Source organism: Nocardia sp. NPDC041819, from assembly GCF_055590505.1.
Genome location: NZ_JBVJAP010000002.1, coordinates 859,958 through 883,392, shown reverse-complemented (window position 1 = coordinate 883,392; position 23,435 = coordinate 859,958). Strand labels below are relative to the sequence as shown.

Annotated in this window: 25 protein-coding genes; 14 read left to right on the top strand and 11 right to left on the bottom strand. The window is 69.1% G+C overall.

Annotated elements, in window-relative coordinates; genetic code table 11:
• Positions 1-134 precede the first annotated feature (134 nt).
• Positions 135-587, bottom strand: a complete 453-nt coding sequence (locus ACZ6DL_RS10830) for a MarR family winged helix-turn-helix transcriptional regulator (RefSeq protein ID WP_466050306.1) — start codon at positions 585-587, stop codon at positions 135-137.
• Positions 588-710: 123 nt separating this feature from the next.
• On the opposite strand from ACZ6DL_RS10830, the gene ACZ6DL_RS10825 reads away from it, so the two are divergent.
• The 3 genes from ACZ6DL_RS10825 to ACZ6DL_RS10815 all read left to right on the top strand — a co-directional run bounded on the left by ACZ6DL_RS10825 (position 711) and on the right by ACZ6DL_RS10815 (position 2,749).
• Positions 711-1,706, top strand: a complete 996-nt coding sequence (locus tag ACZ6DL_RS10825) for an SMP-30/gluconolactonase/LRE family protein (protein WP_466050305.1) — start codon at positions 711-713, stop codon at positions 1,704-1,706.
• A 442-nt stretch (positions 1,707-2,148) separates the two neighbouring features.
• Complete coding sequence (locus ACZ6DL_RS10820; RefSeq protein ID WP_357109251.1) at positions 2,149-2,409, top strand: hypothetical protein; 261 nt, start codon at positions 2,149-2,151, stop codon at positions 2,407-2,409.
• Positions 2,396-2,749, top strand: coding sequence for a hypothetical protein (locus ACZ6DL_RS10815; protein WP_157113847.1), 354 nt, complete (start codon positions 2,396-2,398; stop codon positions 2,747-2,749). The genes ACZ6DL_RS10820 and ACZ6DL_RS10815 overlap by 14 nt, the downstream gene beginning before the upstream one ends.
• A gap of 152 nt (positions 2,750-2,901) precedes the next feature.
• Here ACZ6DL_RS10815 and groL read toward each other — a convergent pair whose 3' ends face one another.
• Positions 2,902-4,527: a chaperonin GroEL gene (gene groL / locus ACZ6DL_RS10810; protein WP_062968339.1), complete on the bottom strand. Its 1,626-nt coding sequence runs from the start codon at positions 4,525-4,527 to the stop codon at positions 2,902-2,904.
• A gap of 213 nt (positions 4,528-4,740) precedes the next feature.
• Positions 4,741-5,034, bottom strand: coding sequence for a hypothetical protein (locus ACZ6DL_RS10805; protein ID WP_466050304.1), 294 nt, complete (start codon positions 5,032-5,034; stop codon positions 4,741-4,743).
• Positions 5,035-5,223: 189 nt separating this feature from the next.
• Between ACZ6DL_RS10805 and ACZ6DL_RS10800 the strand changes: the two genes are divergently transcribed.
• Together ACZ6DL_RS10800 and ACZ6DL_RS10795 are read left to right on the top strand one after the other, a co-directional pair.
• Complete coding sequence (locus ACZ6DL_RS10800; RefSeq protein WP_466050303.1) at positions 5,224-7,281, top strand: NAD(+) synthase; 2,058 nt, start codon at positions 5,224-5,226, stop codon at positions 7,279-7,281.
• Between the two features lie 59 nt (positions 7,282-7,340).
• Positions 7,341-8,015: a suppressor of fused domain protein gene (locus ACZ6DL_RS10795; protein ID WP_466050302.1), complete on the top strand. Its 675-nt coding sequence runs from the start codon at positions 7,341-7,343 to the stop codon at positions 8,013-8,015.
• Here the strand turns inward: ACZ6DL_RS10795 and ACZ6DL_RS10790 are convergent, their stop codons facing one another.
• The 7 genes from ACZ6DL_RS10790 to ACZ6DL_RS10760 all read right to left on the bottom strand — a co-directional run bounded on the left by ACZ6DL_RS10790 (position 8,016) and on the right by ACZ6DL_RS10760 (position 13,298).
• Positions 8,016-8,249 (bottom strand): hypothetical protein, encoded by a 234-nt coding sequence (locus ACZ6DL_RS10790; RefSeq protein WP_466050301.1) that lies wholly within the window; start codon positions 8,247-8,249, stop codon positions 8,016-8,018. It abuts the gene before it with no gap.
• A 5-nt stretch (positions 8,250-8,254) separates the two neighbouring features.
• Positions 8,255-8,980, bottom strand: a complete 726-nt coding sequence (locus ACZ6DL_RS10785; protein WP_466050300.1) for a Clp protease N-terminal domain-containing protein — start codon at positions 8,978-8,980, stop codon at positions 8,255-8,257.
• A 55-nt stretch (positions 8,981-9,035) separates the two neighbouring features.
• Complete coding sequence (locus ACZ6DL_RS10780) at positions 9,036-10,124, bottom strand: NAD(P)/FAD-dependent oxidoreductase (RefSeq protein ID WP_466050299.1); 1,089 nt, start codon at positions 10,122-10,124, stop codon at positions 9,036-9,038.
• 81 nt (positions 10,125-10,205) lie between these two features.
• The gene (locus ACZ6DL_RS10775; protein ID WP_466050298.1) at positions 10,206-11,126 is read right to left on the bottom strand and encodes an RNA polymerase sigma-70 factor; all 921 of its coding nucleotides are present in this window, start codon (positions 11,124-11,126) and stop codon (positions 10,206-10,208) included.
• Between the two features lie 142 nt (positions 11,127-11,268).
• Entirely contained in the window at positions 11,269-12,195 is a 927-nt protein-coding gene (locus ACZ6DL_RS10770) for a CDP-alcohol phosphatidyltransferase family protein (protein WP_062967984.1), read from the bottom strand.
• Positions 12,195-12,923: a phosphatidylserine decarboxylase gene (locus tag ACZ6DL_RS10765; protein WP_466050297.1), complete on the bottom strand. Its 729-nt coding sequence runs from the start codon at positions 12,921-12,923 to the stop codon at positions 12,195-12,197. Before ACZ6DL_RS10765 ends, ACZ6DL_RS10770 begins: the two co-directional genes overlap by 1 nt.
• A gap of 102 nt (positions 12,924-13,025) precedes the next feature.
• On the bottom strand, positions 13,026-13,298 hold the full coding sequence (locus ACZ6DL_RS10760) for a GlsB/YeaQ/YmgE family stress response membrane protein (RefSeq protein WP_062967980.1): 273 nt from the start codon (positions 13,296-13,298) through the stop codon (positions 13,026-13,028).
• A gap of 221 nt (positions 13,299-13,519) precedes the next feature.
• On the opposite strand from ACZ6DL_RS10760, the gene ACZ6DL_RS10755 reads away from it, so the two are divergent.
• Positions 13,520-14,548, top strand: coding sequence for a beta-ketoacyl-ACP synthase III (locus tag ACZ6DL_RS10755; RefSeq protein WP_393232605.1), 1,029 nt, complete (start codon positions 13,520-13,522; stop codon positions 14,546-14,548).
• 80 nt (positions 14,549-14,628) lie between these two features.
• Here ACZ6DL_RS10755 and ACZ6DL_RS10750 read toward each other — a convergent pair whose 3' ends face one another.
• On the bottom strand, positions 14,629-15,084 hold the full coding sequence (locus ACZ6DL_RS10750; RefSeq protein ID WP_393232603.1) for an SRPBCC family protein: 456 nt from the start codon (positions 15,082-15,084) through the stop codon (positions 14,629-14,631).
• A gap of 209 nt (positions 15,085-15,293) precedes the next feature.
• Here ACZ6DL_RS10750 and ACZ6DL_RS10745 point away from each other — a divergent pair, with 209 nt between their 5' ends.
• The 8 genes from ACZ6DL_RS10745 (at position 15,294) to ACZ6DL_RS10710 (ending at position 23,329) form a co-directional block, all read left to right on the top strand.
• Complete coding sequence (locus tag ACZ6DL_RS10745) at positions 15,294-15,491, top strand: hypothetical protein (protein ID WP_466050296.1); 198 nt, start codon at positions 15,294-15,296, stop codon at positions 15,489-15,491.
• A 53-nt stretch (positions 15,492-15,544) separates the two neighbouring features.
• Positions 15,545-17,212: an NAD(P)/FAD-dependent oxidoreductase gene (locus ACZ6DL_RS10740; RefSeq protein WP_466050295.1), complete on the top strand. Its 1,668-nt coding sequence runs from the start codon at positions 15,545-15,547 to the stop codon at positions 17,210-17,212.
• Positions 17,213-17,226: 14 nt separating this feature from the next.
• Positions 17,227-18,720: an ATP-binding protein gene (locus tag ACZ6DL_RS10735; protein WP_466050294.1), complete on the top strand. Its 1,494-nt coding sequence runs from the start codon at positions 17,227-17,229 to the stop codon at positions 18,718-18,720.
• Complete coding sequence (locus ACZ6DL_RS10730; protein WP_062967972.1) at positions 18,717-19,070, top strand: UBP-type zinc finger domain-containing protein; 354 nt, start codon at positions 18,717-18,719, stop codon at positions 19,068-19,070. The genes ACZ6DL_RS10735 and ACZ6DL_RS10730 overlap by 4 nt, the downstream gene beginning before the upstream one ends.
• A 72-nt stretch (positions 19,071-19,142) precedes the next feature.
• Positions 19,143-19,583 (top strand): hypothetical protein, encoded by a 441-nt coding sequence (locus ACZ6DL_RS10725; RefSeq protein ID WP_040870630.1) that lies wholly within the window; start codon positions 19,143-19,145, stop codon positions 19,581-19,583.
• A gap of 63 nt (positions 19,584-19,646) precedes the next feature.
• Complete coding sequence (locus ACZ6DL_RS10720) at positions 19,647-21,893, top strand: AAA family ATPase (protein WP_466050293.1); 2,247 nt, start codon at positions 19,647-19,649, stop codon at positions 21,891-21,893.
• A gap of 135 nt (positions 21,894-22,028) precedes the next feature.
• Entirely contained in the window at positions 22,029-22,904 is an 876-nt protein-coding gene (locus tag ACZ6DL_RS10715) for a hypothetical protein (protein ID WP_466050292.1), read from the top strand.
• On the top strand, positions 22,901-23,329 hold the full coding sequence (locus tag ACZ6DL_RS10710; RefSeq protein WP_466050291.1) for a hypothetical protein: 429 nt from the start codon (positions 22,901-22,903) through the stop codon (positions 23,327-23,329). Before ACZ6DL_RS10715 ends, ACZ6DL_RS10710 begins: the two co-directional genes overlap by 4 nt.
• The last annotated feature ends 106 nt before the right edge of the window (positions 23,330-23,435 follow it).

Sequence of the window (23,435 nt, the reverse complement as noted above, 5' to 3'; positions counted from 1 at the left end):
CACGGTTCCACCACAGCGGCCGGTCGCCCCATCGCACCACCGACCGGAGGGCGCCGAACATCGTCGTTCGGCGACTCCGTGGCCGTGAGCGGCCGATCCGGTCGCGGGTGCGCCCGATTTCTGTCCGTGGATGGCTAAGCGGCCGGATCGGGCCGGATCGAGTCGAGCCGATCGGCGCATCGAATCAGCAAGTCCTGCAAGGCAGCTCGTTCGGCGTCGGTGAATGCCTCGGCCAGGGCTCGTTCGACGCGGACCGCGCGGGCGTCCGCGTCGCGCATCACCGCCGCGCCCTTCTCGGTCAGTGTGGTCTCCAAGACGTTCTTGTGCCACGGGTGCTGCGTGCGCTCGATCAGCCCGCGGTCTTGGAGGTTGCTCAGCACGGTGTTCATCGAGGGCGGGGTGACGCCGCAGAGCCGGGCCAGGGCGGCGGCCGAGATGCCGGGGTTCTCCGCGAGGAACAGCAGTGCGGCGTACTGCGGCACGGTGACGCCCGCCGGCTTCAACGCGGCGTTCTTCGCCGTGTTGAGGGACTGCTCGGCACGTTTGAGATACGAACCGATCCGTTCGGCGGCGGGCAAGGACGTCATAAACGCATGGTATCCGCACAACTTATCGTTCTAGCCTTGACGATCATTAGAGTTCTAACTTAAATTTGTGCTCATTCTCAAGTGTGAACAAATTCGTTAGAGCGAACCCTAAGAGGTAGACCGATGTCCCATGCCCTGTCCCGCCTGCTGTCGAGCCTGGCCGCAGGAAGCGCCTGCGTCACTCTCATGGCCTGCGGCACCGGCGATACGCCGAGCGGCCCCGTCCACACCGCCTACGAACTGCCGGGCGACCACGTCTACCCGGAGGGGATCGCGGTCGACGCACGCACCGGAGACAGTTACGTCGGGTCCTACACCACCGGCGCCGTCTACCGCGCGACACCGGATGCCCATCGCGCCGAGGTCTTCCTGCCCGAAGGCGCCAACAACCACAAGACCGCCAACGGCCTGAAAGTCGACCCGGCCGGGCGGCTGTGGGTGACGGACTCGACCACGGGCGTCGCGGTGTACGACGTCGCGACCCGCGCCCTGCTCGCAGACTTCACCGTGCCCGGAAGCGATCCCCGCTTCGTGAACGATCTCGCCATCACCCCGGATGGCACGGCGTATCTGACCGACAGCACGCGGGCGGTGGTCTATCGCGTCACTCCCGATCAACTGGCCCTCGCCAGAGCACAGGGCGGGCGCGGGGAACTGACTCCGCAGTTCGACCTGCGCTCCATCCTGCCGCCGATCGAGCCGGGCGGCTTCAGCCTCAACGGCATCGTCGCCGATCCGGCGGGCCGTTACCTGCTCACGGTCGACATGCCGCGCGGTGACCTGTACCGCATCGCGTTGACGCCGGAAGCGAATCCGATCAGCAAGGTCGCCCTGCGCGGCGGCGATCTCCGGCAGGGCGACGGACTGGAACTGCGCGAGGGCACCCTGTGGGCCGTCCACAACACGACCAACACGATCAGCCGCTGGACCGTCTCCGACGACGGCTCCACCGTGACGCTGGCACAGCAGCGCACCGACGAGGCGCTGTCCATCCCGACGACGCTGGCCCGCGCCGGTGACCGAACCCTGATCGTCTCCTCCCAATTCGACAAGGGCGGCCCGATGGGGCCCGGCAACCCGAGGACGCCGTTCGCCGTCGTCACCCTCGACGGAATCTGACGCGCGAAAACGCCGGAAGCCGGATGCAACGAGAAGATCTCCGTTGGTATGGAACCGGGAGCGCACCGCACGCGTCGAATTCAGGTGTAAGGCAATGAGGTCGGTTGGCGTGGATTGCGCTCCTCCATCCCGCTCGAGGCTCGGGGTGCGCCTGGCTGACGACGAAGCCCTCATTGGCGGATGCAGCAAAGTTATAGGTAGAAGCACCAATTGGTGCGCGACGTGGGGGGTCGAGTTGAAGATATCGGCACTTGTAATAGCTACAGCGGCAACAGTGGCGCCGGTCATGGGCCTGATGCCGAGTCCGGTGGCTCACGCCTCGTTCCCGTAGGGAGCTTGTGGAATCAGCTCGCCCGAGGACAAGGTAGTCACAACCTTCGGCGAATGGAAGCTGCTGTGCGGGAATAAAGACCACGGGTATCGGCATATCCAGGCCGGTCACATGAGCGAATGGGAAGGGCTCGCCGCAATCGAGGGCCGCAACTGGCGCGACATTGCCGATATGGCAATCGCCAAGGCTCACGACGCACCCGACTGGCACGGCCCGCAGAGCGGCGGCCGGTACTGTTACACGGGGCAGATCTACCTGGTCAACCGCGTTACCGGAGCGATAGCCAAGACCGTCCAACCCACCGTGATCGTGAGTGAGGGCGGGATAGTGATCACTGCCTTCCCTGGAGGAGGATGTCGTGGAAAAGCATGAGCCCAGTGTGGAAGAACTCACCGAGTCGGTTATTCGTGCCGGGACCGAGTCCGGATACCAGATCAGCCGCGATGACACTGGTCGGTTGCAGATCACGGCAATCGATGAATCGCCTGTGGAACCCCCGCTGACCTTCGCGGTAACCGACCAGGAACTCCATGACTACTACCTACGGCTCGCGGCGAATACCGGAAAACCGGTGGGCGCGGGTACTCCGTGGAAGACATGGATGCTCCTGATGGCGACCCACCTCGATGAAGCCGTCTACAAGGCCGGGGTGCTGAATCAGCCCTGCGTGATCACGATCGGCGAGACTGGTTTCTGGCCTGTGCCAAGGTGAGTCGGCGAGTCACCGCTGCACGAGGGCGCTGGCGGCATCTCCGGCCAACGGTCGTCACCCTCGACGGAATCTGACGCGCGAAAACGCCGGAAGCCGGCCCACCTCGCGGTGGACCGGCTTCCGGTTCGAACTGTGTTGCCGGGTGGCGGGACTCAGAAGTCCATGCCGCCCATGCCACCGGTCGGGTCGCCGGCGGGAGCGGCGGACTTCTCCGGCTTGTCGGCGACAACGGCCTCCGTGGTCAGGAACAGGGCCGCGATCGAAGCCGCGTTCTGCAGCGCGGAACGGGTGACCTTGACCGGGTCGGCGACGCCGGCGGCCAGCAGGTCCTCGTACTCGCCCGAGTCGGCGTTCAGGCCGTGACCCGCGGGCAGGTTCGACACCTTCTCGGCGACCACACCGGGCTCGAGGCCCGCGTTGAACGCGATCTGCTTCAGCGGAGCCGACAGCGCGACCCGCACGATGTTCGCACCGGTGGCCTCGTCGCCGGTGAGCTTCAGCTCATCCAGCGCCGGAGCCGACTGCAGCAGGGCCACGCCACCACCGGCGACGATGCCCTCCTCGACGGCCGCCTTCGCGTTGCGAACGGCGTCCTCGATGCGGTGCTTGCGCTCCTTGAGCTCCACCTCGGTGGCCGCGCCCGCCTTGATCACCGCGACACCGCCGGCCAGCTTGGCCAAGCGCTCCTGCAGCTTCTCGCGGTCGTAGTCCGAGTCGGAGTTCTCGATCTCGGTGCGGATCTGCTGAACCCGGCCCTTGATGGCCTCCGGGTCGCCCGCGCCCTCGACGATGGTGGTCTCGTCCTTGGTGACGACGACCTTGCGCGCCTGGCCGAGCAGCTCGACGCCCGCGCTCTCCAGCGAGAGGCCGACCTCTTCGCTGATGACCTCGCCACCGGTCAGGATGGCGATGTCGGCCAGCTGCGCCTTACGGCGGTCACCGAAGCCGGGCGCCTTGACGGCGACGGACTTGAAGGTGCCGCGGATCTTGTTCACGACCAGGGTCGACAGGGCCTCGCCCTCGACGTCCTCGGCGATGATCAGCAGCGGCTTGCCGGCCTGGATGACCTTCTCCAGCAGCGGCAGCAGGTCCTTGACGGTCGAGATCTTCGAGCCGACCAGCAGGATGTACGGGTCCTCGAGGACCGCTTCCTGACGCTCCGGGTCGGTGACGAAGTAGCCGGAGATGTAGCCCTTGTCGAAGCGCATACCCTCGGTGAGCTCCAACTGGAGCCCGAAGGTGTTGCTCTCCTCGACGGTGATGACGCCTTCCTTGCCGACCTTGTCCATGGCCTCGGCGATCAGCTCACCGATGGACGAGTCGCCCGCCGAGATGCCCGCGGTAGCAGCGATCTGCTCCTTGGTGTCGATCTCCTTGGCGGTGTCGAGCAGCTTGGCGGTGACGGCCTCGACGGCCTTCTCGATCCCGCGCTTCAGGCCCAGCGGGTTCGCGCCGGCCGCGACGTTGCGCAGACCCTCGCGCACCAGCGCCTGGGCGAGCACGGTCGCGGTGGTGGTGCCGTCGCCCGCGACGTCGTCGGTCTTCTTGGCGACTTCCTTGACCAGCTCGGCGCCGATCTTCTCGTACGGGTCCTCCAGCTCGATCTCCTTGGCGATGGACACACCATCGTTGGTGATCGTGGGAGCGCCCCACTTCTTCTCCAGGACAACGTTGCGACCCTTGGGGCCCAGCGTCACCTTGACCGCGTCGGCGAGGCTGTTGAGGCCCCGCTCGAGGCCGCGGCGGGCCTCTTCGTCATACGCAATTGTCTTGGCCATGGCGTTGTTGAGATCCTCCATGTGGATGGCTGACACACAGGACGACCGCTGGTCGGGTCGCCCCAGTTACGCTGGCCAGGTTCGGTGCCCGCGACGGACGACCGAGGGTGTCTACGGAACCCGGTCTCACCGTCCCGACCTGGCACTCACCGATAGGGAGTGCCAAAAGCATTCTTAGCACTCTAGGGTGGCGAGTGCAAGGTCCGCGCCGGGCTAGCGCCGGTCGTCCACGCGAAAGACCAGCGCGACGAACGCGTCGGTGCGCCGTTCCTCCGGCGTGCGGGGCTCTCCGCCCTCGACGGTGACGAGCTCGGCATCGTGCAGCAGCAACTCCGCCTCCACCCGCATGATGGCGCGAATGAACGGCGGGGCGACGTCCGGCGGAAGGTCGCCGTTCAGCACATAGCTGCCGTCCGGTTGGGACTCGGTGGACACATACGAAAGCGCGCGCAGCAGATCTGCGCGCCGTTCCCCCGCTATTAGGTCGGAATCCGTGTCATCCGCCATTGCTATAGCTTAGCCGCCGGCGGTTCACATCTCCGGCCGGACGATTCGCGCCTCCCGCCCCCAGCGGCAGAAGTGCAGGTCACGAGGCCGCTGCCGGGTCATCCGCAGAATCGCCGCCGCGCCCGCTCGCCCGCGGCGGCGTAGATTCCGAGGGGATCATGATCGACCTCATCCCGGAAGGGGACGCGGGTGACCGACCTGCCGTTCGATTCGCTGTACCGGCACGGCTTCGCGCGGGTGGCGGTCGCGGTCCCCCGGGTACGGGTGGCCGACCCGGCCTACAACGTCGAGCAGACCGTGGAGCTGGCCGGGCGGGCCGCGGCGGCCGGTGCCGTGCTGACGGTGTTCCCCGAGCTGGGACTCTCCTCGTACACCGCCGACGACCTGTTCCACCAGGACGCGCTGGACGCCGCGGTCGAGGCGGCGCTGGCCCGGCTCGTCGCGGCGAGCACGGATATCGACACGGTGCTCGTGGTGGGCGCCCCGGTGCGCGCTCACCACCGGTTGTTCAACTGCGCGATCGCGATCTGCCGTGGCATCGTGCTGGGCGTCGCACCGAAGAGCTACCTGCCGAACTATCGGGAGTTCTACGAGAAACGCCAGTTCGCGGCGGCGCGGGAGGTGCTGGAGGATCACGTCACCGTCGCCGGGCACCGGGCGCCGTTCGGCTCCGATCTGCTGTTCCGGGCGAGCAATCTGGACGACTTCGTCTTCCACCTGGAGATCTGCGAGGACGGGTGGGTTCCGTTGCCGCCCAGCGGCTTCGCCGCGCTGGCCGGGGCGACCGTGCTGATCAACCTGTCCGCGAGCAATATCGTGATCGGCAAGGCGGACTACCGGCGATCGCTGTGCACCTCGCATTCGGCGCGCTACCTCGCGGCGTATCTGTACTCCGCCGCAGGAACCGGGGAGTCGACGACCGATCTCGCCTGGGACGGGCAGGCGCTGATCTGCGAGAACGGCGACCTGCTCGCGGAGGGGGAGCGGTTCTGCGATCATCCCCAGCTGGTCACCGCCGACCTGGACCTGCGCCGCCTCGCCGCGGATCGTCTGCGCACCACCAGCTTCGCCGACAACGTGCACGACCACCGCGACCGGCTGGCCGCGCTGCGACGCATCGACGTGCGGCTGCCGATCCCCGAGGATCCGGTCGCGCTGGAGCGCGAGATCGAGCGCTTCCCCTACGTTCCCGCCGACCCGGCGCTGCGCAACGAGCGCTGCGCCGAGGTGCACCACATCCAGGTCGAGGGCCTGAGCACGCGGTTGCGCGCGACCGGCACGCAACGCGTGGTGATCGGGGTGTCCGGCGGCTTGGACTCCACCCAGGCGCTGATCGTCGCGGCCAAGACGATGGACCGGCTCGGCCTGCCGCGGGCGAACGTGCTGGCCTACACCATGCCCGGCTTCGCGACCAGTACCAGGACCAAGACCGACGCGCACCGGCTGATGGCCGCCCTCGGCGTCACGGCGCGCGAGATCGACATCCGCCCCTCGGCCACGCAGATGCTGCGCGACCTCGGCCACCCGGCCGCCGACGGCGCGCCGCGGTACGACATCACCTACGAGAACGTGCAGGCCGGTGAGCGGACCTCGCATCTGTTCCGGCTGGCCAATATGCACGGCGCGCTGGTGGTGGGCACCGGCGACCTCAGCGAACTGGCGCTGGGCTGGTGCACATTCGGCGTCGGGGACCATATGGCGCACTACAGCGTCAACGCGTCGGTGCCCAAGACGCTGATCAAATACCTGATCGCCTGGGCGGTGGACACCGAGCAGCTCGGCGCGGAAGCGGGCGAGGTGCTTTCGTCGATCCTGCGCACCGAGATCTCCCCCGAGCTGATCCCGAACGCCGACTCCTCCGCGCCTGGCCAGAGCTCGGAGGCCACCGTCGGCCCGTACGAACTACAGGATTTCCACCTCTATTACCTGTTGCGCTTCGGCTACCGCCCCAGCCGCGTGGCCTATCTGGCCAGGCACGCCTGGTCCGATGCCGCCACCGGCCGCTGGCCCGACCTCGTCCCCGCCGATCAGCGCAACGCCTACGACCTCGCCACGATCAAGCACTGGCTGGGTGAGTTCCTGCTGCGCTTCGTGCAGACCAGCCAGTTCAAGCGCTCGACGCTGCCGAACGCGCCGAAGGTCGGCTCCGGCGGTTCGCTCTCGCCGCGCGGCGACTGGCGCGCGCCCAGCGACGCGTCCGCGGCGGCCTGGCTCGAGGAGCTCGCCCGCAACGTGCCGGATGCCTGAGGCGCCGCAGCGCTCGACACCCCGACTACGGCCGGATGCGCCCTGCCTATGGTGGCTGCGTGAGTGAACGACCCGGCTGGGATGCGATCGATGATGCGTTGCGGCCGCTGTACGGCGATATCGAGCCCTTCCACTGGGCATCCGACCACCCGTGGTCCCTCGGCGGTTCCGACCCGCTCGACGGGATCAGCGCGTACTCCCGCGCCGACCCGGTGCCGCACTGGCATTACATCAGCTACGGGATGACCGAGCTGCACGAGAAGGAGTGGGACGACCCGGCGGAGTCCGGCTGGAGGTTCGAATTCACCTTCCGGCTGGCGCGCGGGCCCGAGGACACCGAACCGCCCGCGTGGCCGGCGAATTTCATGCAGGACCTGGCCCGGTACGTCTTCCAGTCCGGCAAGTGGTTCGAACCTGGACACACCGTCAAAACGAACGGGCCGATCGCGGCCGACCACCCCGACTGCACGTGTCACGCCGTCTGCTTCACGACCGATCCCGAACTGGGCGTCATCGACAGCCCGAACGGCCGCCTTCGGTTCCTGCAGATCGTCGGGCTGACCATGCCGGAATACCGTGCGGCACAAGGGGGACGCGCACTGCCCCTGCTCGCCGAGCTGGAACCGCGACTACCCCTCTACGTCACCGACATCTACCGTGAGCCGCTGGTCGCCGAGCCGAAACCGCAGGCCCGCTGGCCACGGTGGGGTGGCGGCCTGGCCGGGCGCGGGTGATCAGGCCGCTCGGGTCGTGTGGTGTTCTACCGGCGCGGCCCGGCGCGGCCCGCCGATACCGGCTCTCCGGGTGCGCAGCGCCCGGCGATGACGGGCCCGCGCGGCACGTGCGCCACGCACTCCGTTGACGACGTTGCGGATGCCGTGCCTGGCCGATCGCCGGGCCACACCGATCACCAGCGAGGACACCGCGAGGGCGAGTGCGATCCGCGCACGGAACTTCCCACCGCCCACGCGGATCAGGATTTCTCGGAGCTGATGGACGCGAGCAGTTCGCTCAGATGCGTTTCGGCCTTCGCCTTGTCGACGCCGAGATCGCTGAGCAGACCGGCGCCGTTCTCCTGCTCGAGCAGGGCGAGCAGGATGTGCTCGGTGCCGATGTAGTTGTGCCCCAGCCGGAGTGCCTCCCGGAAGGTGAGTTCGAGGACCTTCTTGGCCTCCGCGCCGAACGGCACGAGCGCGGGGACGTCTCCCTCGGCCGGTGGCAGGGACGCGGAGGCGGCGGCGGAGATCACGTCGACGGCGACGCCTTGGTGGACGAGTTCGTGCACCGCGAGGCCCTGTGGTTCAGTGAGCAGCCCCAGCACCACGTGCCCGACCGCGATCTCGCGGTTGCCCGCCGCGCGCGCCGCCTCCTGCGCCGCCATCACGACCGCGCGTGCCCGCTGGGTGAAGCGCGCGAAGCCCGTGTTCGGGTCCATGGCCGCCGCCGCCGCCGGGTCGGGCACCTTGGGCACGAACCGCTTCTGGGCGGCCTGCTTGGTGACGCCCATGCTGGCGCCGATGTCGGTCCACGAGGCGCCGGAGCGCCGGGCCTGGTCCACGAAGTGGCCGATCAGGTGGTCGGCCACTTCGTCGAGGTGATTCGCCACGACGACGGCATCGGACAGTTGCTCGAGCACGTTGTCGGGACGGGCTTTCTTGATGCCGTCGATCAGGTCGTCGAGGCGGAATTGTGAGGTCATACGTCAACCATAAGTTGACGATGACCTATCGTCAACCGTTAGTTGACGATAGAAATCAGGGGCGCGCCGCCCCGGCCGCGAAGCGCACGATGCGCTCCTTGACCCACGCCGCCGTCCGCCCGGTCAGCACCGTCCGAGCCGGTGCGTCGTCGGCGTGCACGGCCTGCACGACTCCGTCTCTGCGGCCCAGGCTGAGGCAATGGAGCACATAGCGGAACCGGAGCTCCTTCGGCTCGCGACCACGCATCCGCGCGACGACGGCATCGGCCGCGTGTTTGCCGGTGGGCAACGCCGTGGCGCATGCCATGCGCAGATCTCGCCCGCCGGGCCCCGCGACGACGGCGGAGTCACCCGCGGCGAAGATGTCCGGGTGCGACACCGAACGCAGGGTGGCGTCGGTGCGCACCCGGCCGTCGGAATCGACCGCCAGACCGGAGCGGGCGGCCAGGTCGGGCACCCGGAAACCCGTGGTCCACACCGTCGCCGCGGCCTCGACCAGGGAACCGTCGGCCGAGCGCGGCCCCTCGGGCGTCACTTCGATCACCTTGGCGCCGGACACGATCTCGACGCCGAGCCGCTCCAACGTCCGCCTGATGTGCGCCTGCGCGTGCGCCGAAAGCCAGGCGCCGGGCTCTTCCGACCCGAGCAGCAGCACCCGGGTTCCGGGCCGGGATTCGGCGAGTTCCGCCGCCAGTTCAATGCCGGTCGCTCCGGCACCGACGATCGCCACCGGACCGCCGAGATCGGACAGGTCGCGCACGTCTTCTTGCGTCGCAATGGAATACGCGTGTTCGGCGACGCCCGGGACGCTCTGGACATCGGCGATGCTGCCGAGGGCGTAGACCAAGGCGTCGTACTCGACCGCGGGCCCCGCGTCGAGCACCACGCGCTTCGCGGCCGTGTCGATCTCCGTCGCCAGGGCGCGCACGAAGTCGATATCCCTGCGTTGCAGTGATTCCCGCAGGTCCAACGTGGCGATCCGCTGTCCGGCCGCCCGCTGGTGCAGTCGCACTCGCTCGACGAACGACGCGTGGGCGTCCACCACGGTGATCCGGGCGTCCCCCGCCGTGCGAGCGAGCCTGCGTGCCGCCGCCAGCCCCGCGTACCCGGCGCCGAGGACGACGATCCGATGCTGTCCGGTCATGATGTGGCTCCTTTCGATCGGCCAACACCCTTCAGACCGGACGGCCCCCCGATTGCTGACAGTCCCGCGCCGTGAAGCGCGTCACAGCGGACGGCGCGGCCGGTCCGGCAGCGTCCCCACCGACCCGCCCGAGCCGGCGAAATAAGCCAGCTTGTCCGGGTTGAGGATCAACCGCAGGGCCGTGACCGAGCCGTCGGCCGCATCGATCCCCAGCACGACCAGCGGCGCACCGTTTACCCGCGCGACGACGGCAGGCGCGCCGTTGACCTCTTCCACGAGCAACCGCGTCCCCGGCACCTCCCAGCGCGACAGACCCACCAGGTACCGCGCCACCTGATTCGCGCCGTGTATCGGCCGCCGCGCCGCGGTGATCTTGCCGCCGCCGTCGGCCGTCGCGGTCACGTCGGCAGCGAGCATCCGCTCCAGCGACGCGATGTCACCGTCGCGCGCCGCCTTCAGGAATCGTTCGATCAGCTCGCGGGCATGCTCCGGCGGAATGCCGAAGCGGGCCCGGCCTTCTCGCACGCGCTGGGCCGCCCGGCGGAAGATCTGTTGCGAGTTCGACTCGGTGACGTCGAGCATGTCGGCGATCTCGCGATGCGCGTATCCGAATGCCTCGCGCAGCACGAAGACGGCGCGCTCGACCGGGGTCAGCCGCTCCAGTGCCGTCAGCAGCGCGAGCGAGACCTGTTCGCGCTCCTCGACGGTCTCCAGCGGGCCGAGTTCGCCGCGCGCGGTCGGCACCGGCTCGGGCAGCCACGGCCCGACGTAGCTCTCCCGCCGCGCCCGCGCCGAAACGAGCCAGGTACGGCAGAGATTCACCAGCGCGGTGGTCAACCACGCCTCAGGGGAGCGGATACCGGCTCGGTCGACGCCGTCCCAGCGCAGGTAGGTCTCCTGCACCGCGTCCTCGGCCTCACTCGCCGAGCCGAGCATCCGGTAGGCGAGCGCGAACAGGCGCGGCCGATGCAGTTCGAATTCCCGCAACCCGTCGGACTCCATCGCTGTCCCGCCTCTCCGAGTATTCAGGCCGTACCTGTCGGTGCCGCGAGATCCGCGTGCAGGTCCCGCGTTCGGCGCCGCTCGGGCTTCGGGCGTACCCGGCGAGTTACCCATGTGCTCACGAGATCGATTGTCCGTCCGGCTAATCGGCGTCCCGCGGCGGATGGCCGTTCTCACGTTGCTTCGCCCCGGGGCGGCGCAGGCGCAGGCGCGCCGAGCCGCGGATCGCCGGACGCGGGATGGCCGGACGCCGGATCGCGGGCAGCCTCCGGCTCGCCCGCCGTTGCGCACGCCGCTCGGCGGGTTTGTGCGTCCACGTCTCCGGACGCGCGGCCACCCAGCGCTGGGAATGCCAGGCGAACGGGATATGTCCCAGGTACAGCACGACCAGCACCAGCAACAGCACGATCGGATAGGTGACCAGCGCCGCCGCGGCGAGCGCGACCAGCACCAGCAGCCCGGCCGCGGCCTGCGGCGCCACCGACACCGATTTCATGGCCAGCGTCGGGATGGTGCTGACCGCCAGCGCGGCGGCGAACACCGTCCACGCGGCGACCTCGTAGAAGCCGACCCACCAGCCGTCGCCGAACTGCACGAACAGCGCCACCGGGACCATCGCGATGAGCGCGCCCGCCGGGGCGGGCACACCGACGAAGTACTCCCGCGCCCAGTCCGGCCGGTTGTCCTCGTCCATCAGGGTGTTGAACCGCGCCAGGCGCAGCACGATGCTGACCGCGAACAGCAGCGCGACGATCCATCCCACGCTGTTGCTGCTGAGCAGCGTCACATACAGGACGAGCGCGGGAGCGACGCCGAAGGAGATGGCGTCCGACAGCGAGTCCAGCTCGGCGCCCATCTTGGTGGTGGCGTCGAGCATCCTGGCCAGCCTGCCGTCGAGGGTGTCCAGCACGGCCGCCGCGCCGATCATGGCCAGCGCGATACCGAGTTTGCCGTCCAGGCCGAACTTCACCGCGGACAGCCCGGAGCACAGCGCCAGGATGGTGACGATGCTGGGCAGCAGCCGGATGCTCCGCCGCCTGCGCCGCTGCGTGGGTACCGCCGCTTCCATCACGCGCCGGCGGGAGAGCCGAGCACGGCGAGCACGGTCTCGCCGCCGATAGTGCGCTGGCCGGGCTGCACGAGTAGTTCGGTGCCCGCCGGGAAGTAGGTGTCGACCCGCGAGCCGAAGCGGATCAGGCCGTAGGTGTCCGCGATGGTCAGCACGTCGCCGACCTGGGCGTCGCAGACGATCCGGCGCGCGAGCAGTCCGGCGATCTGCACCACCACGACCCGACTGCCCTCCGGCGTCTCCAGCACCATGCTGTTGCGCTCGTTCACCGAACTCGCCTCGGGCAGGTCAGCGGAACGGAATTGGCCCGGCTGGTGCAGCACCGTGCGCACGACGCCGGAGACCGGCGTGCGCTGCACGTGGACGTCCAGCACGGACAAGAAGATGCTCACCCGCGGCAGCGGGGCGTCACCGAGACCGAGCTCGGCGGGAGGAGCGGCGGTGTCGACCAGCGCGATCTCGCCGTCGGCGGGGGCGACCACGACGCCCGGCCGGTTCGGCGGCACGCGACGCGGGTGCCGGAAGAAGGTCGCGCAGGCCGCCGCGGCGAACAGACCAGTACGCCGCACCCATTTGCGCTTGCCGCCGACGACGGCGACCGCGAGAGGTGCGGCGACGAACGGGAGCCCGGCGGGATGCAACGGAGGGATCGCGTTGCGGACCAGGTCGACGACATGGCCGACTCCGGTCGTTTCAGGCGTGCCGGGCGGGGTGGGACGGCGGGCCACAGGCTCCTCTTTCGTGCTCGATGCAAACGGGTTGCGCCTACCCAACGATAGGCCGGGCGCAAGCGTTCACACCTTACGGGAAGGAGCCTGTGGCACGCGCGGTCACGACCTGACCCGGGACCCCGTGACCAGTCGCACCAGGAACAGCAGGATGACAGCCCCAGCCAGGCAGGTGAAGAAGCTGAACCAGAGCCCGCCGCCCTCGACGTCGACTCCGAACAACTTCAGAAGGAACCCACCGAGCAGGCCGCCGACCACGCCGACGACGATATTGAGCAGAATGCCCTGCTGGGCGTCCGTCTTCATGATCTTGCTGGCGATCCATCCGGCAAGACCGCCGATGATGATCCATCCGATAATCCCGAGACCGAGCATGGTGTCCTCGCATCCTAGTTGGGCCACGCCTCGTACAGCGGTGGCGTGCGAGAACGAGATACCCACCGATTGTCGGAATACGCGCGGCAGATGAGCGACTTTCAAGCTAATATGAGGAAGCCTCATGTCTATCCCGCTGATGGGCAGTGGCTGATGAGGGACCGATTTCGATGCTTCGGGGAATCCCCGGCGGCGCCGCCGCAGGTACATAGGAGACGCAGATGGCTGCTCGAATCGCCCAGACCACCGGGGCAGAGCACACGGCGATCCTCGGGCTCGGCGTTTACCGCCCTGCTCGAGTGGTCACCAACGACGAGGTGGCGGGTCCGATCAACTCGAGCGACGAGTGGATCCGGACCAGGTCGGGCATCAAGACCCGGCGGTTCGCCGACGAATCGGAGACCATTCAGAGCATGAGCGTCGCGGCCGCGCGCGGCGCGCTGGAATCGTCGGGCATCGCGGTGGACCAAGTCGATTGCGTGATCGTTGCTACGTCGACCCATCTGCTGCTGACGCCGGCCGCCGCCCCGCGCATCGCCACCGAACTCGGCATGAACGGCGCCGCCGCCTTCGACGTCTCGGCGGGCTGCGCGGGCTTCTGCCATTCGATCGCGCTGGCGTCGGACCTGGTCCGGGCGGGCACCGCCGCGCATGTGCTGGTGATCGGCGTGGAGAAACTGACGAACACGGTCAATCCGACCGATCGCTCCACCGCCTTCCTCTTCGCCGACGGCGCGGGCGCGGTGATCGTCGGCCCCTCCGACGAGCCGGGCATCGGCCCCACTGTCTGGGGCTCGGACGGCACCCAGCACCACGCCATCCGGCAGGACAAGGACTGGATGGAGTACTTCCACGAGATCGACGAGAAGGGCCTGGACGCGGTGCGGCCCTATCTGGCCATGGAGGGCACCGCGGTGTTCCGGTGGGCCGCCCACTCGCTGGAGAAGGTCTGCCGTGACGCCATCGACCGCGCGGGCCTGTCCCCCGAGGACCTGGACGCGATGATCCCGCACCAGGCCAACGGCCGGATCATCGAGATCATGGCCCGGGTGCTGAAGTTGCCGGAGCACTGCGCGCTGGCCAACGACATCGAGGAGGCGGGCAACACCTCGGCCGCCTCGATCCCGCTGGCCATGGAGGCGCTGCTGCGCAAGGGCGAGTCCAAGCCGGGTGACACCGCGCTGCTCATCGCGTTCGGCGCCGGCCTGTCCTACGCGGCTCAGGTCGTGAACCTGCCCCATTGGAAGTGAGCCGCTCGCGGCGCTCGCCGCGGTGACATCGCGGCGAGCACCGCGTGACGCGCATTCGGGTCGCCTGGCGCGACCCGTGCTCAGGCGCCGGCTTCGACCGCCGTCTTGATCTTGCCCAGCGTCTCGTTCATGCCGCGCACCAGCACTTCCTCGAAGGGGGCCTCGCCCCCGAGCGCGGCCTCGATCGCCTTGCGGGAGAACCAGGTGGTGCCGTTGGGCACGTCCCGCCGCTCGATCAGCCGCGTGCCGGACTCGGTCGGTTCCAGGGTGTAGCTCCACACCGTCCGGTTCTCGTTGACCCGGAAGGCGAACGCCCGGTTCGGCTCGAAGCGCACGATCCGCGAGGTGGTCGGCCAGTACTTCTTGCCGTCACGATTGAAGTTGAGCGTCCAGGCGCCCGCCTTGGGCGAGCCGAGCGTCAGCATGCGCACGCACTGCGGGCTGAACTCCGGCATCCGCTTCAGATCGGAGACCACCGCCCACACCCGCTCCGGGGGTGCGGAGATGTCGATGCTGGCTTCGAGGTTTTTCGGCAACGCTGCCTCCGGGGATACGAGCGACGGACCGACGGCCATCCGTCCGACCGCGGTGGGACTGGTCGCGCACATTTTAAACGGACGGGCAGTTGCGTCACATTTCCGCTACTCGCGCCCCGGCCGCTGTAATGAACGGCGCACAATCACAGATACACGAAGCACAGACACTGCCTCCAACATTTCGGCGTACCAACGTGAGGTGATCGGCCGTGAAACTGCGCTCCCTGCTGCATCGGCAACCCGCGGACCAGGTTCCGCTGCTTCCCGCTGTCGAGCCCGAGGACGGGCGGACAGCGCGCGCCGGGTCGGCGTTCCCCCACGGCGCTCGCGCCGCGGCCCCGGAAGAACGCCTGGAGCGTCTGCTCACGCCGAGTGAGCTGGATCTCGTCTTGCGTCGACGGCTCTGAGCCCTGCGCGAACGCCCACGACAGACCGGGCCGAGAGGCTCCATACTCGTCAGGTGACTTCACCCGCTGCTACGAAACCGGCCATCCTGAGCGTCGACGACGACCCGGGGGTTTCCCGGGCGGTCGTCCGCGACCTGCGCCGCCGTTACGGCGCCGATTACCGGATTCTGCGCGCGGAATCGGGGGCTCAGGCGCTCGACGCGCTGCGCGAGATGAAGCTGCGCGGCCAGCCCGTCGCGGTGCTGATCGCCGACTACCGGATGCCCGGCATGGACGGCATCGAATTCTTGGAGCAGGCGATGGACCTGCACCCGTACGCGCGCCGCGTGCTGCTGACCGCCTATGCCGACACCAACGCCGCGATCAACGCGATCAACGTCGTCGACTTGGACCATTACCTGCTCAAGCCGTGGGACCCGCCGGAGGAGAAGCTCTACCCGGTGCTGGACGGCCTGCTGGACGCCTGGCGCAGCAGCGAGCACCGGCCGGTCACCGAGACCAAGGTGATCGGCAATCGCTGGTCGCCGCGATCCTCGCAGGTGCGGGAGTTCCTCGCCCGCAACCAGCTGCCCTACCGGTGGTACCTGGCCGACGAGCCCGAGGGTGCGCGACTGCTGGAAGCGGCGGGGGCCGACCCCGAGCGCTGTCCGGTGGTGATCACTTCGGCGGGCGAGGCGCTCGTCCAGCCCTCCGACAGCGAACTGGCCCAGAATGTCGGCCTGACCGTCGATCCGGCGGGCGAGTTCTACGACCTGATCGTGGTCGGCGGCGGCCCCGCCGGTCTCGGCGCGGCGGTCTACGGCGCGTCCGAGGGTCTGCGCACCGTGCTCGTCGAGCGGACCGCCACCGGCGGGCAGGCGGGGCAGAGTTCGCGCATCGAGAACTACCTCGGTTTCCCCGACGGCCTGTCCGGCGCGCAGCTGGCCGATCGGGCCCGGCGGCAGGCGGCGAAGTTCGGCGCCGAGGTGATCACGACGCGCGAGGTGGTCGGGCTGGAGGTCAACGGGTCCGCGCGCACCGTGCGGTTCGCCGACGGCGGCAGCCTGTGCGCGCACACCGTGATCATCGCGACCGGTGTCGACTACCGCCGCCACCCGGCGCCTGGCGTCGACGACTTCACCGGGCGCGGCGTCTACTACGGTTCGGCGATGACCGAGGCGTCCGAGTGCGCCGATCACGACGTCTACATCGTGGGCGGCGCGAACTCCGCGGGCCAGGCGGCGGTGTTCCTGTCCCGCAACGCGCGCACGGTGCACCTGGTGGTCCGGGCGGATTCGCTGGAACAGTCGATGTCGCACTACCTCATCCAGCAGATCGCGCAGATCGCGAACATCGAGGTGCACACCAACACCGAGGTGATCGCCGCCGACGGGGACGATCACCTGCAGCAGATCGTGCTGCGCGACAACAAGACCGGCGCCGAGGAGAAGGCCGACGCGGAGCGGCTGTTCCTGTTCATCGGCGCCGCGCCGCAGACCGATTGGCTCGACGGCGTGATCATCCGCGACAGCGCCGGGTACGTGCTCGCCGGGCCGGACCTGATGGTGGACGGCGCGCGCCCCGCGGGCTGGGAGCTGTCCCGGTCACCGCATCATCTCGAGACGAGCGTGCCCGGCGTGTTCGTGGCGGGCGACGTGCACGCCGAATCCGCCAAGCGCGTCGCCTCCGCCGTCGGCGAGGGCGCCATGGCCGTCATGCTCGTGCACCGCTATCTCGCGTAACCAGGAGGCCGCAGATGACTTCGAACCAGACCGCGGACCGCAGCAGCCGGTCGGTGTGCGACCCCGCCGAGCTGCGCGGTTTGTTCCTGTTCGAGAAGCTGACCGACGAGCAGCTGGCATGGCTGTGCGCCGATGGGCGGATCGAGACCATCGAACCGGGCCTCGTCTTCCGCGAGGGCGAGCCGGCCACCTGCCTGTACGTGCTGATGGACGGCGAGGTGGTGCTCACCAAACAGTCGGGCGGCGCGGAGATCGAGCTGGTCCGCACCGAGCACCGGGGTTCCTACGCGGGCGCCTGGATGTCCTATATCGGCGAGAAGGTGGACCAGACCTATAGCGGGACCATGCAGGTGACGCGGCCGTCGCGGTTCTACGTGCTCGACGCCGAGGTCTTCTCCCGGATGATGCACGAGTGGTTCCCGATGGCAGTGCACCTGCTGGAGGGCGTGTTCTTCGGCAACCGCAACACCAACGCCCGCATCGGGGAGCGGGAACGGCTGCTGGCGCTCGGTTCGCTGTCGGCGGGCCTCACCCACGAGCTGAACAACCCGGCCGCCGCCGCGGTGCGCGCCACCTCGGGCCTGCGCGAGCGGGTCGCGGGCATGCGGCACAAGCTGGCGATGATGGCGGACGGCAAGTTCGACCCGGCGTCCCTGGGCGCCTTGGTGCGCCTGCAGGAGGAGGCGGCGGCCCAGGTCGCGAAGGCGCCGGAACTGACGCCGATGGAGGCCGCCGACCGCGAGGACATGCTCGGCGAATGGCTCGAGGAGCACGGGATCACCGACGGCTGGAACCTCGCGCCGAACTTCGTGCAGGCCGGATTCGACACCGACTGGCTCGAGCGGGTGGCCGCCACCCTGGACGGCGCTCCGGAACAGGTGTTCCAAGGGGCGATCCGCTGGCTGAACTACACCATCGAGACCGAGCTGCTGATGAACGAGATCGCCGACTCGACGACGCGTATCTCCTCGCTGGTCGGCGCCGCGAAGCAGTACTCGCAAATGGACCGTGCGCCGTTCCAGGTGGTCGACATCCACGACCTGCTGGACAGCACGCTGGTGATGCTCAGCCGCAAGATCGGCGACGGCGTGCGCGTGGTCAAGGAATACGACCGTGCCCTGCCGCAGGTGCCGTGCTACGCGGCCGAGCTCAACCAGGTGTGGACCAACCTGATCGACAACGCGGTGTACGCGATGAACGGCGCCGGTACGCTGACCATCCGCACCAGGCACGAGAACGACTGCGCGGTGGTGGAGATCGGCGACACCGGGCCTGGCATCGCGCCGGAGGCCCGCAACCGGATCTTCGAACCGTTCTTCACCACCAAGCCGATGGGCGAGGGCACCGGCCTCGGGCTGGACATCTCGTTCCGCATCGTGGTCAACAAGCACAACGGCGACATCCGGGTGGACTCCGAGCCGGGCGACACCAGGTTCACCGTCTGGCTGCCGCTGCGCCGCCCCGAACAGGAGCCTGTCGCCGCAACCGATACGGAAGGGCAGTCATGACCGAGCAATTCGCAGGCATCGACCCCGCGGTACCACCCAGCGGCCCTGGTTGCCTGGAGTGCGAGCAGACCTCCGGCTGGTGGGTGCATCTGCGCCGCTGCGCGCAGTGCGGGCACATCGGGTGCTGCGATACCTCGCCCGCGCAGCACGCCTCAGCGCACGCCGAGAGCACCGGCCATCCGTTCATCCAGAGTTTCGAACCGGGCGAGGAGTGGTTCTACAACTTCGAGACCGAAGAGATGTACAGCGGCGGACCGGAATTGGCGCCACCGCGCAGTCATCCCGCGGATCAGGGCGTGCCGGGCCCGCGCGAACGGGTTCCCGCGGATTGGCAGGCACACATCCACTGACCCCGCCGCAACCGGTACGCTGCTGCGAACGCCGGGGCCTCCGGCACCACGATCCACCCGGGAAAGCACGGTATGAAACGAACTTCCGCCATCGTCCTGATCGCCGGGACGGTGGGTTTCCTGCTGGCAGGCTGCGGCGGAGGGGACGAGTCCGCCGACGCGAACGGATTGCGCAAAGGCGCCGCGAGCACGAGTACATCCACCTCGGTCGCGCACACCACGACCGCTCCCGGCACCGCGACGCCGAGTTCTCCGTCGGACACCGACGCCCCGGTCACGACCAAGCAGCGCGATTCCTCCCTCGGTCCCGCGTCGAGCACCACCTGCGGTGAGTTCCGCAAGCTCGACACCGACCAGGAGAAAGCGCTGATCGAGCAGATCCTGGCGGAGAACCCCGGCGGCCCGTTCGACGGCAGCCCGAACGTCGCGCTGGGCACCGCCAAGCTGGTCTGTCTGGCACCGAGCGTTGCCGACACCTCGGTCGCGGTCGCGGCCGGAATCGTGAAGAAGTAGCCGTCCGCGTATTGCGGGACGACGAACCGTGACCGATCGCGGGCCGCGCGGCAGAATGGCACAGTGGCAGAACTGGCACTCACCGCCCGCCTGAATCCCTCGGCCGCCGATGCCCGCCGCGGGGTGGTCCGGCTGCATCCGGAGGCGCTGACCGCGCTCGGGTTGCGCGAGTGGGACGGAATCATGCTGGTCGGCTCCCGCCGCACGGCCGCGGTGGTCGGCGTCGCCCGGCAGGGAACGCCCGCCGGAGTCGCCCTGCTCGACGACGTGACGCTGTCCAACGCCGGGCTGCGCGAGGATGCGACCGTGGTGGTCTCCCCCGCGACCGTCTACGGCGCGAAACAGATCACGGTGAGCGGCTCGCTGCACGCCACCCGCACGATTCCGGCCGCCACGCTGCGGCAGGCGTTGCTCGGGAAGGTCGTCACGATCGGCGACGCGGTCTCCCTGTTACCGCGCGACCTCGGTCCCGACATCAGCTCCGCGGCGGCCACCCAGGCGCTGTCGCGCACCTTCGGCATCGCCTGGACCACAGAGCTGCTCACCGTCACCGCCACCGATCCGCGCGGCCCGGTGAGCGTGCAGCCGAATACCTCGGTGACCTGGGGTGCGGGCGCGGTCGGCGGGTGGGATATCCCGGCTTCGGCCGGAGCACCGCTCACGGTGGACGAGGCATCCCGCGGCGCGGGCGGACCCGTCGCCCCACGTGTGGTCACGGGTGCCGACGGCGTCGCGGTGGCAGGTGATGTCACACCGAGCATCTCGGTCGAAGACCTGGCGGGCGCGCGCACCCAGGCCGCGAAGCTCCAGGAGTGGCTCAGCCTCGCCTTGGACGAGCCGGAGCTGTTGCGCACCCTCGGCGCACGACCGCATCTCGGCGTGCTGATCACCGGCCCGGCCGGCGTCGGCAAGGCCACGCTGGCCCGCGCGGTCGCGGCGCCGCGGCGCATAGTGGAACTGGACGGCCCCACCATCGGCGCCGCCGAGAGCGGTGCGCGGCTGCGCGAGGTCGCCGAGGCGGTGGCCGACATCGGCTGCGGCAAGGGCGGCGTCCTGCTGATCACCGACATCGACGCGCTGCTGCCCGCGGACGCCGAGCCGGTCGCCACGCTCATCCTGGACCAGTTGCGGGCCGCGATCGCCGAACCCTGCGTCGCGTTCATCGCCACCACGGCGCATCCCGCCGACATCGACCCGCGGTTGCGGGCGCCGGACCTGTGCGACCGCGAACTCGCGTTGCCGCTGCCCATCGCCGCCGTGCGCAAGGCGCTGCTGGAGCACCTGCTGCGCCGGGTGCCGACCGCGGATCTGAAACTCGAGGAGATCGCGGCCCGTACACCCGGATTCGTGGTGTCCGATCTGGCGGCGCTGTGCCGGGAGGCGGCGCTGCGCGCGGCATCGCGGGCCAGGGAGCACGGCCATCCACAGCTCACCCAACCCGACCTGGTCGGCGCGCTGGAGGTCATCCGGCCGCTGTCGCGCTCGGGTATGGATGAACTCGCCATCGGCAGCCTGCACCTCGATGACGTCGGCGACATGGCGGAAACCAAGCAGGCGCTCACCGAGGCGGTGCTGTGGCCGCTGCGGCACCCCGACTCCTTCGCCCGCCTCGGCATCGAGCCACCGCGCGGGGTGCTGCTCTACGGCCCGCCCGGGTGCGGCAAGACCTTCCTGGTGCGCGCGCTGGCCGGTACCGGTCAGCTCAGCGTGCACGCGGTCAAAGGCGCCGAACTGCTGGACCGGTGGGTGGGTTCGTCGGAGCGCGCGGTGCGGGAACTGTTCCAGCGCGCACGCGATTCCGCGCCGTCGCTGATCTTCCTGGACGAGGTGGACGCGCTGGCGCCACGCCGCGGGCAAAGTGCCGACGCGGGTGTCGGCGACCGGGTGGTCGCGGCGCTGCTCACCGAACTCGACGGCGTGGAGCCGCTGCGCGACGTGGTGGTGCTGGGCGCCACCAACCGGCCGGAGCTGATCGATCCGGCGCTGCTTCGCCCCGGCAGGCTCGAACGGCTGGTCTTCGTACCGCCGCCGGACGCCGCCGCCCGACGGGAGATCCTGCGCACCGCGGGGCGTGCGGTGCCGCTGGCCGCCGACGTCGATCTCGACGCCCTCGCGGAGGAATTGGAGGGTTATTCCGCCGCCGACTGCGCCGCGCTACTGCGCGAGTCCGCGCTCACGGCGATGCGCCGGGACATGCATGCCGCCGATGTCAGCGCCGCGGACGTGCTGGCCGCCCAGACGGTGGTCCGGCCCTCGCTGGATCCGTCGCAGATCGACACGTTGCGCCGCTATGCGGACAGCCGCGGGTAGGCAACGAGCAGCCATCCCCCCACAGTCAATCTGTGGCAAATTGGTTTGATCCGCCATTTTCCTATGAGAGACATTCTCGAGCGAATATTCGGCAATCGCTAGATCGCGCGCGCACCACGGGTATGTTCGACAACCGTGCGCAGGGTCGGCGAGATTGTCGACGCGGCCACGGCCTTCACGGGAGCCGCGGTCGCGGGTGTCACGCTGTTCCTGCCGGTCACCGTCAGCACCCGAGGCCAGTCCGCGTCGTACCGGATCGCCGGTCTGCTCAACAGCGTGCCGCGCAGCGCGGCGCTGGGAGTGATCGTCGCCGTGGCGGTCGCGGTACTGGTCACCACGACCAAGCGGCCGCTGACCGGGTGGGCCACAGCGACGGCCGCCGCGCTGGCCCAGCTGATCAATCACTTCGCCGGACGCCACGTGGCGACGGCCGAGATGCTGACCACGCAGAACTACATCGACTCGATCTGCGCCGCCGTGCTGCTCGGCGCGCTGGGCGCCGTTGTGCTGCGCAGACCGTTGCCGGGCGCCGCGTTCGCGGTGGGCGGCGTCGGATTCTTCGGCTTCGGCGATCTGGCGAACCTGCTCGACATCAACGCGGATCCGTACGCGGTGCTGGAGACTCCGACGCGCTGGATGATCGGCGTCGCCCTGGCACTGCTGGTGATCAGCACCTTGCACAACTGGAAGCGCACCGAGGAGCCGAAGACGCCGCGGATGGCGATCGCCCTGCCGGTGACGCCGATCCTCGCGGCCATGGTGCTCGCGCTGGTGGTACTGGCCGGCACGGAATGGCTGGGCCGCCAGTACAGCAAACTGCCCGCCGAGAGTCACGCGATCGAGATCGGGATCGTCGTCGCCGCGACCATCGTGAGCGCCACAGCGGCGGCCATGCTGCTGCCCGGCCGCGACGGCACCGGCGTGTACCTGGCCGTGAGCCTCAGCGCGGCGGTCGACGCCGTCGGCTACGCGGTCGGCCCGGCTGGACCTCGGCGGTACTCATCGCGTTGACCGCCGCCGGACTGTTCATCGGCTCCCGGATGCCCTCGACCGCTCTCGCCATCCTGTTCCTCATCGGCATCACGGTCTTCGCCCAGGTCACCTCGACGTCCTCGGGTACCGTCGCCTTCGCCGTGATCAGCGCGATCATCGCGTTGACCGCGGGTTACTGCTGCGGGACGGTGCGGCCGCATTACCCGCCCGGCGGTGTGCTCGCGCTCACCGCGCTCTACCTTCCTTCGGCGGTGTCGGTGATGCCGGACCGGGTCGAGGACTGGCGCGAGGACGTGGCGGTACACGACGCGACGCCGGGGCGCACCGCGCTGGCCATCGTCATCGGCAGTGCGATCGGACTGATCATGCTGCGGAAATTGCGGCCGCGCTGTAAGCCGCAAACGAAAGGGCAACCGGAAAGCAAATCGTTAGCGGATATATAGCCCCGATTCGCGGGGATGGCGGACGCCATACTCACCCCTGCCGCGAAAGACGCAGGCTTTCCGTAGGCTTGTGCCGAACACCCCGCCGCCCCGACTCGACGGAGTG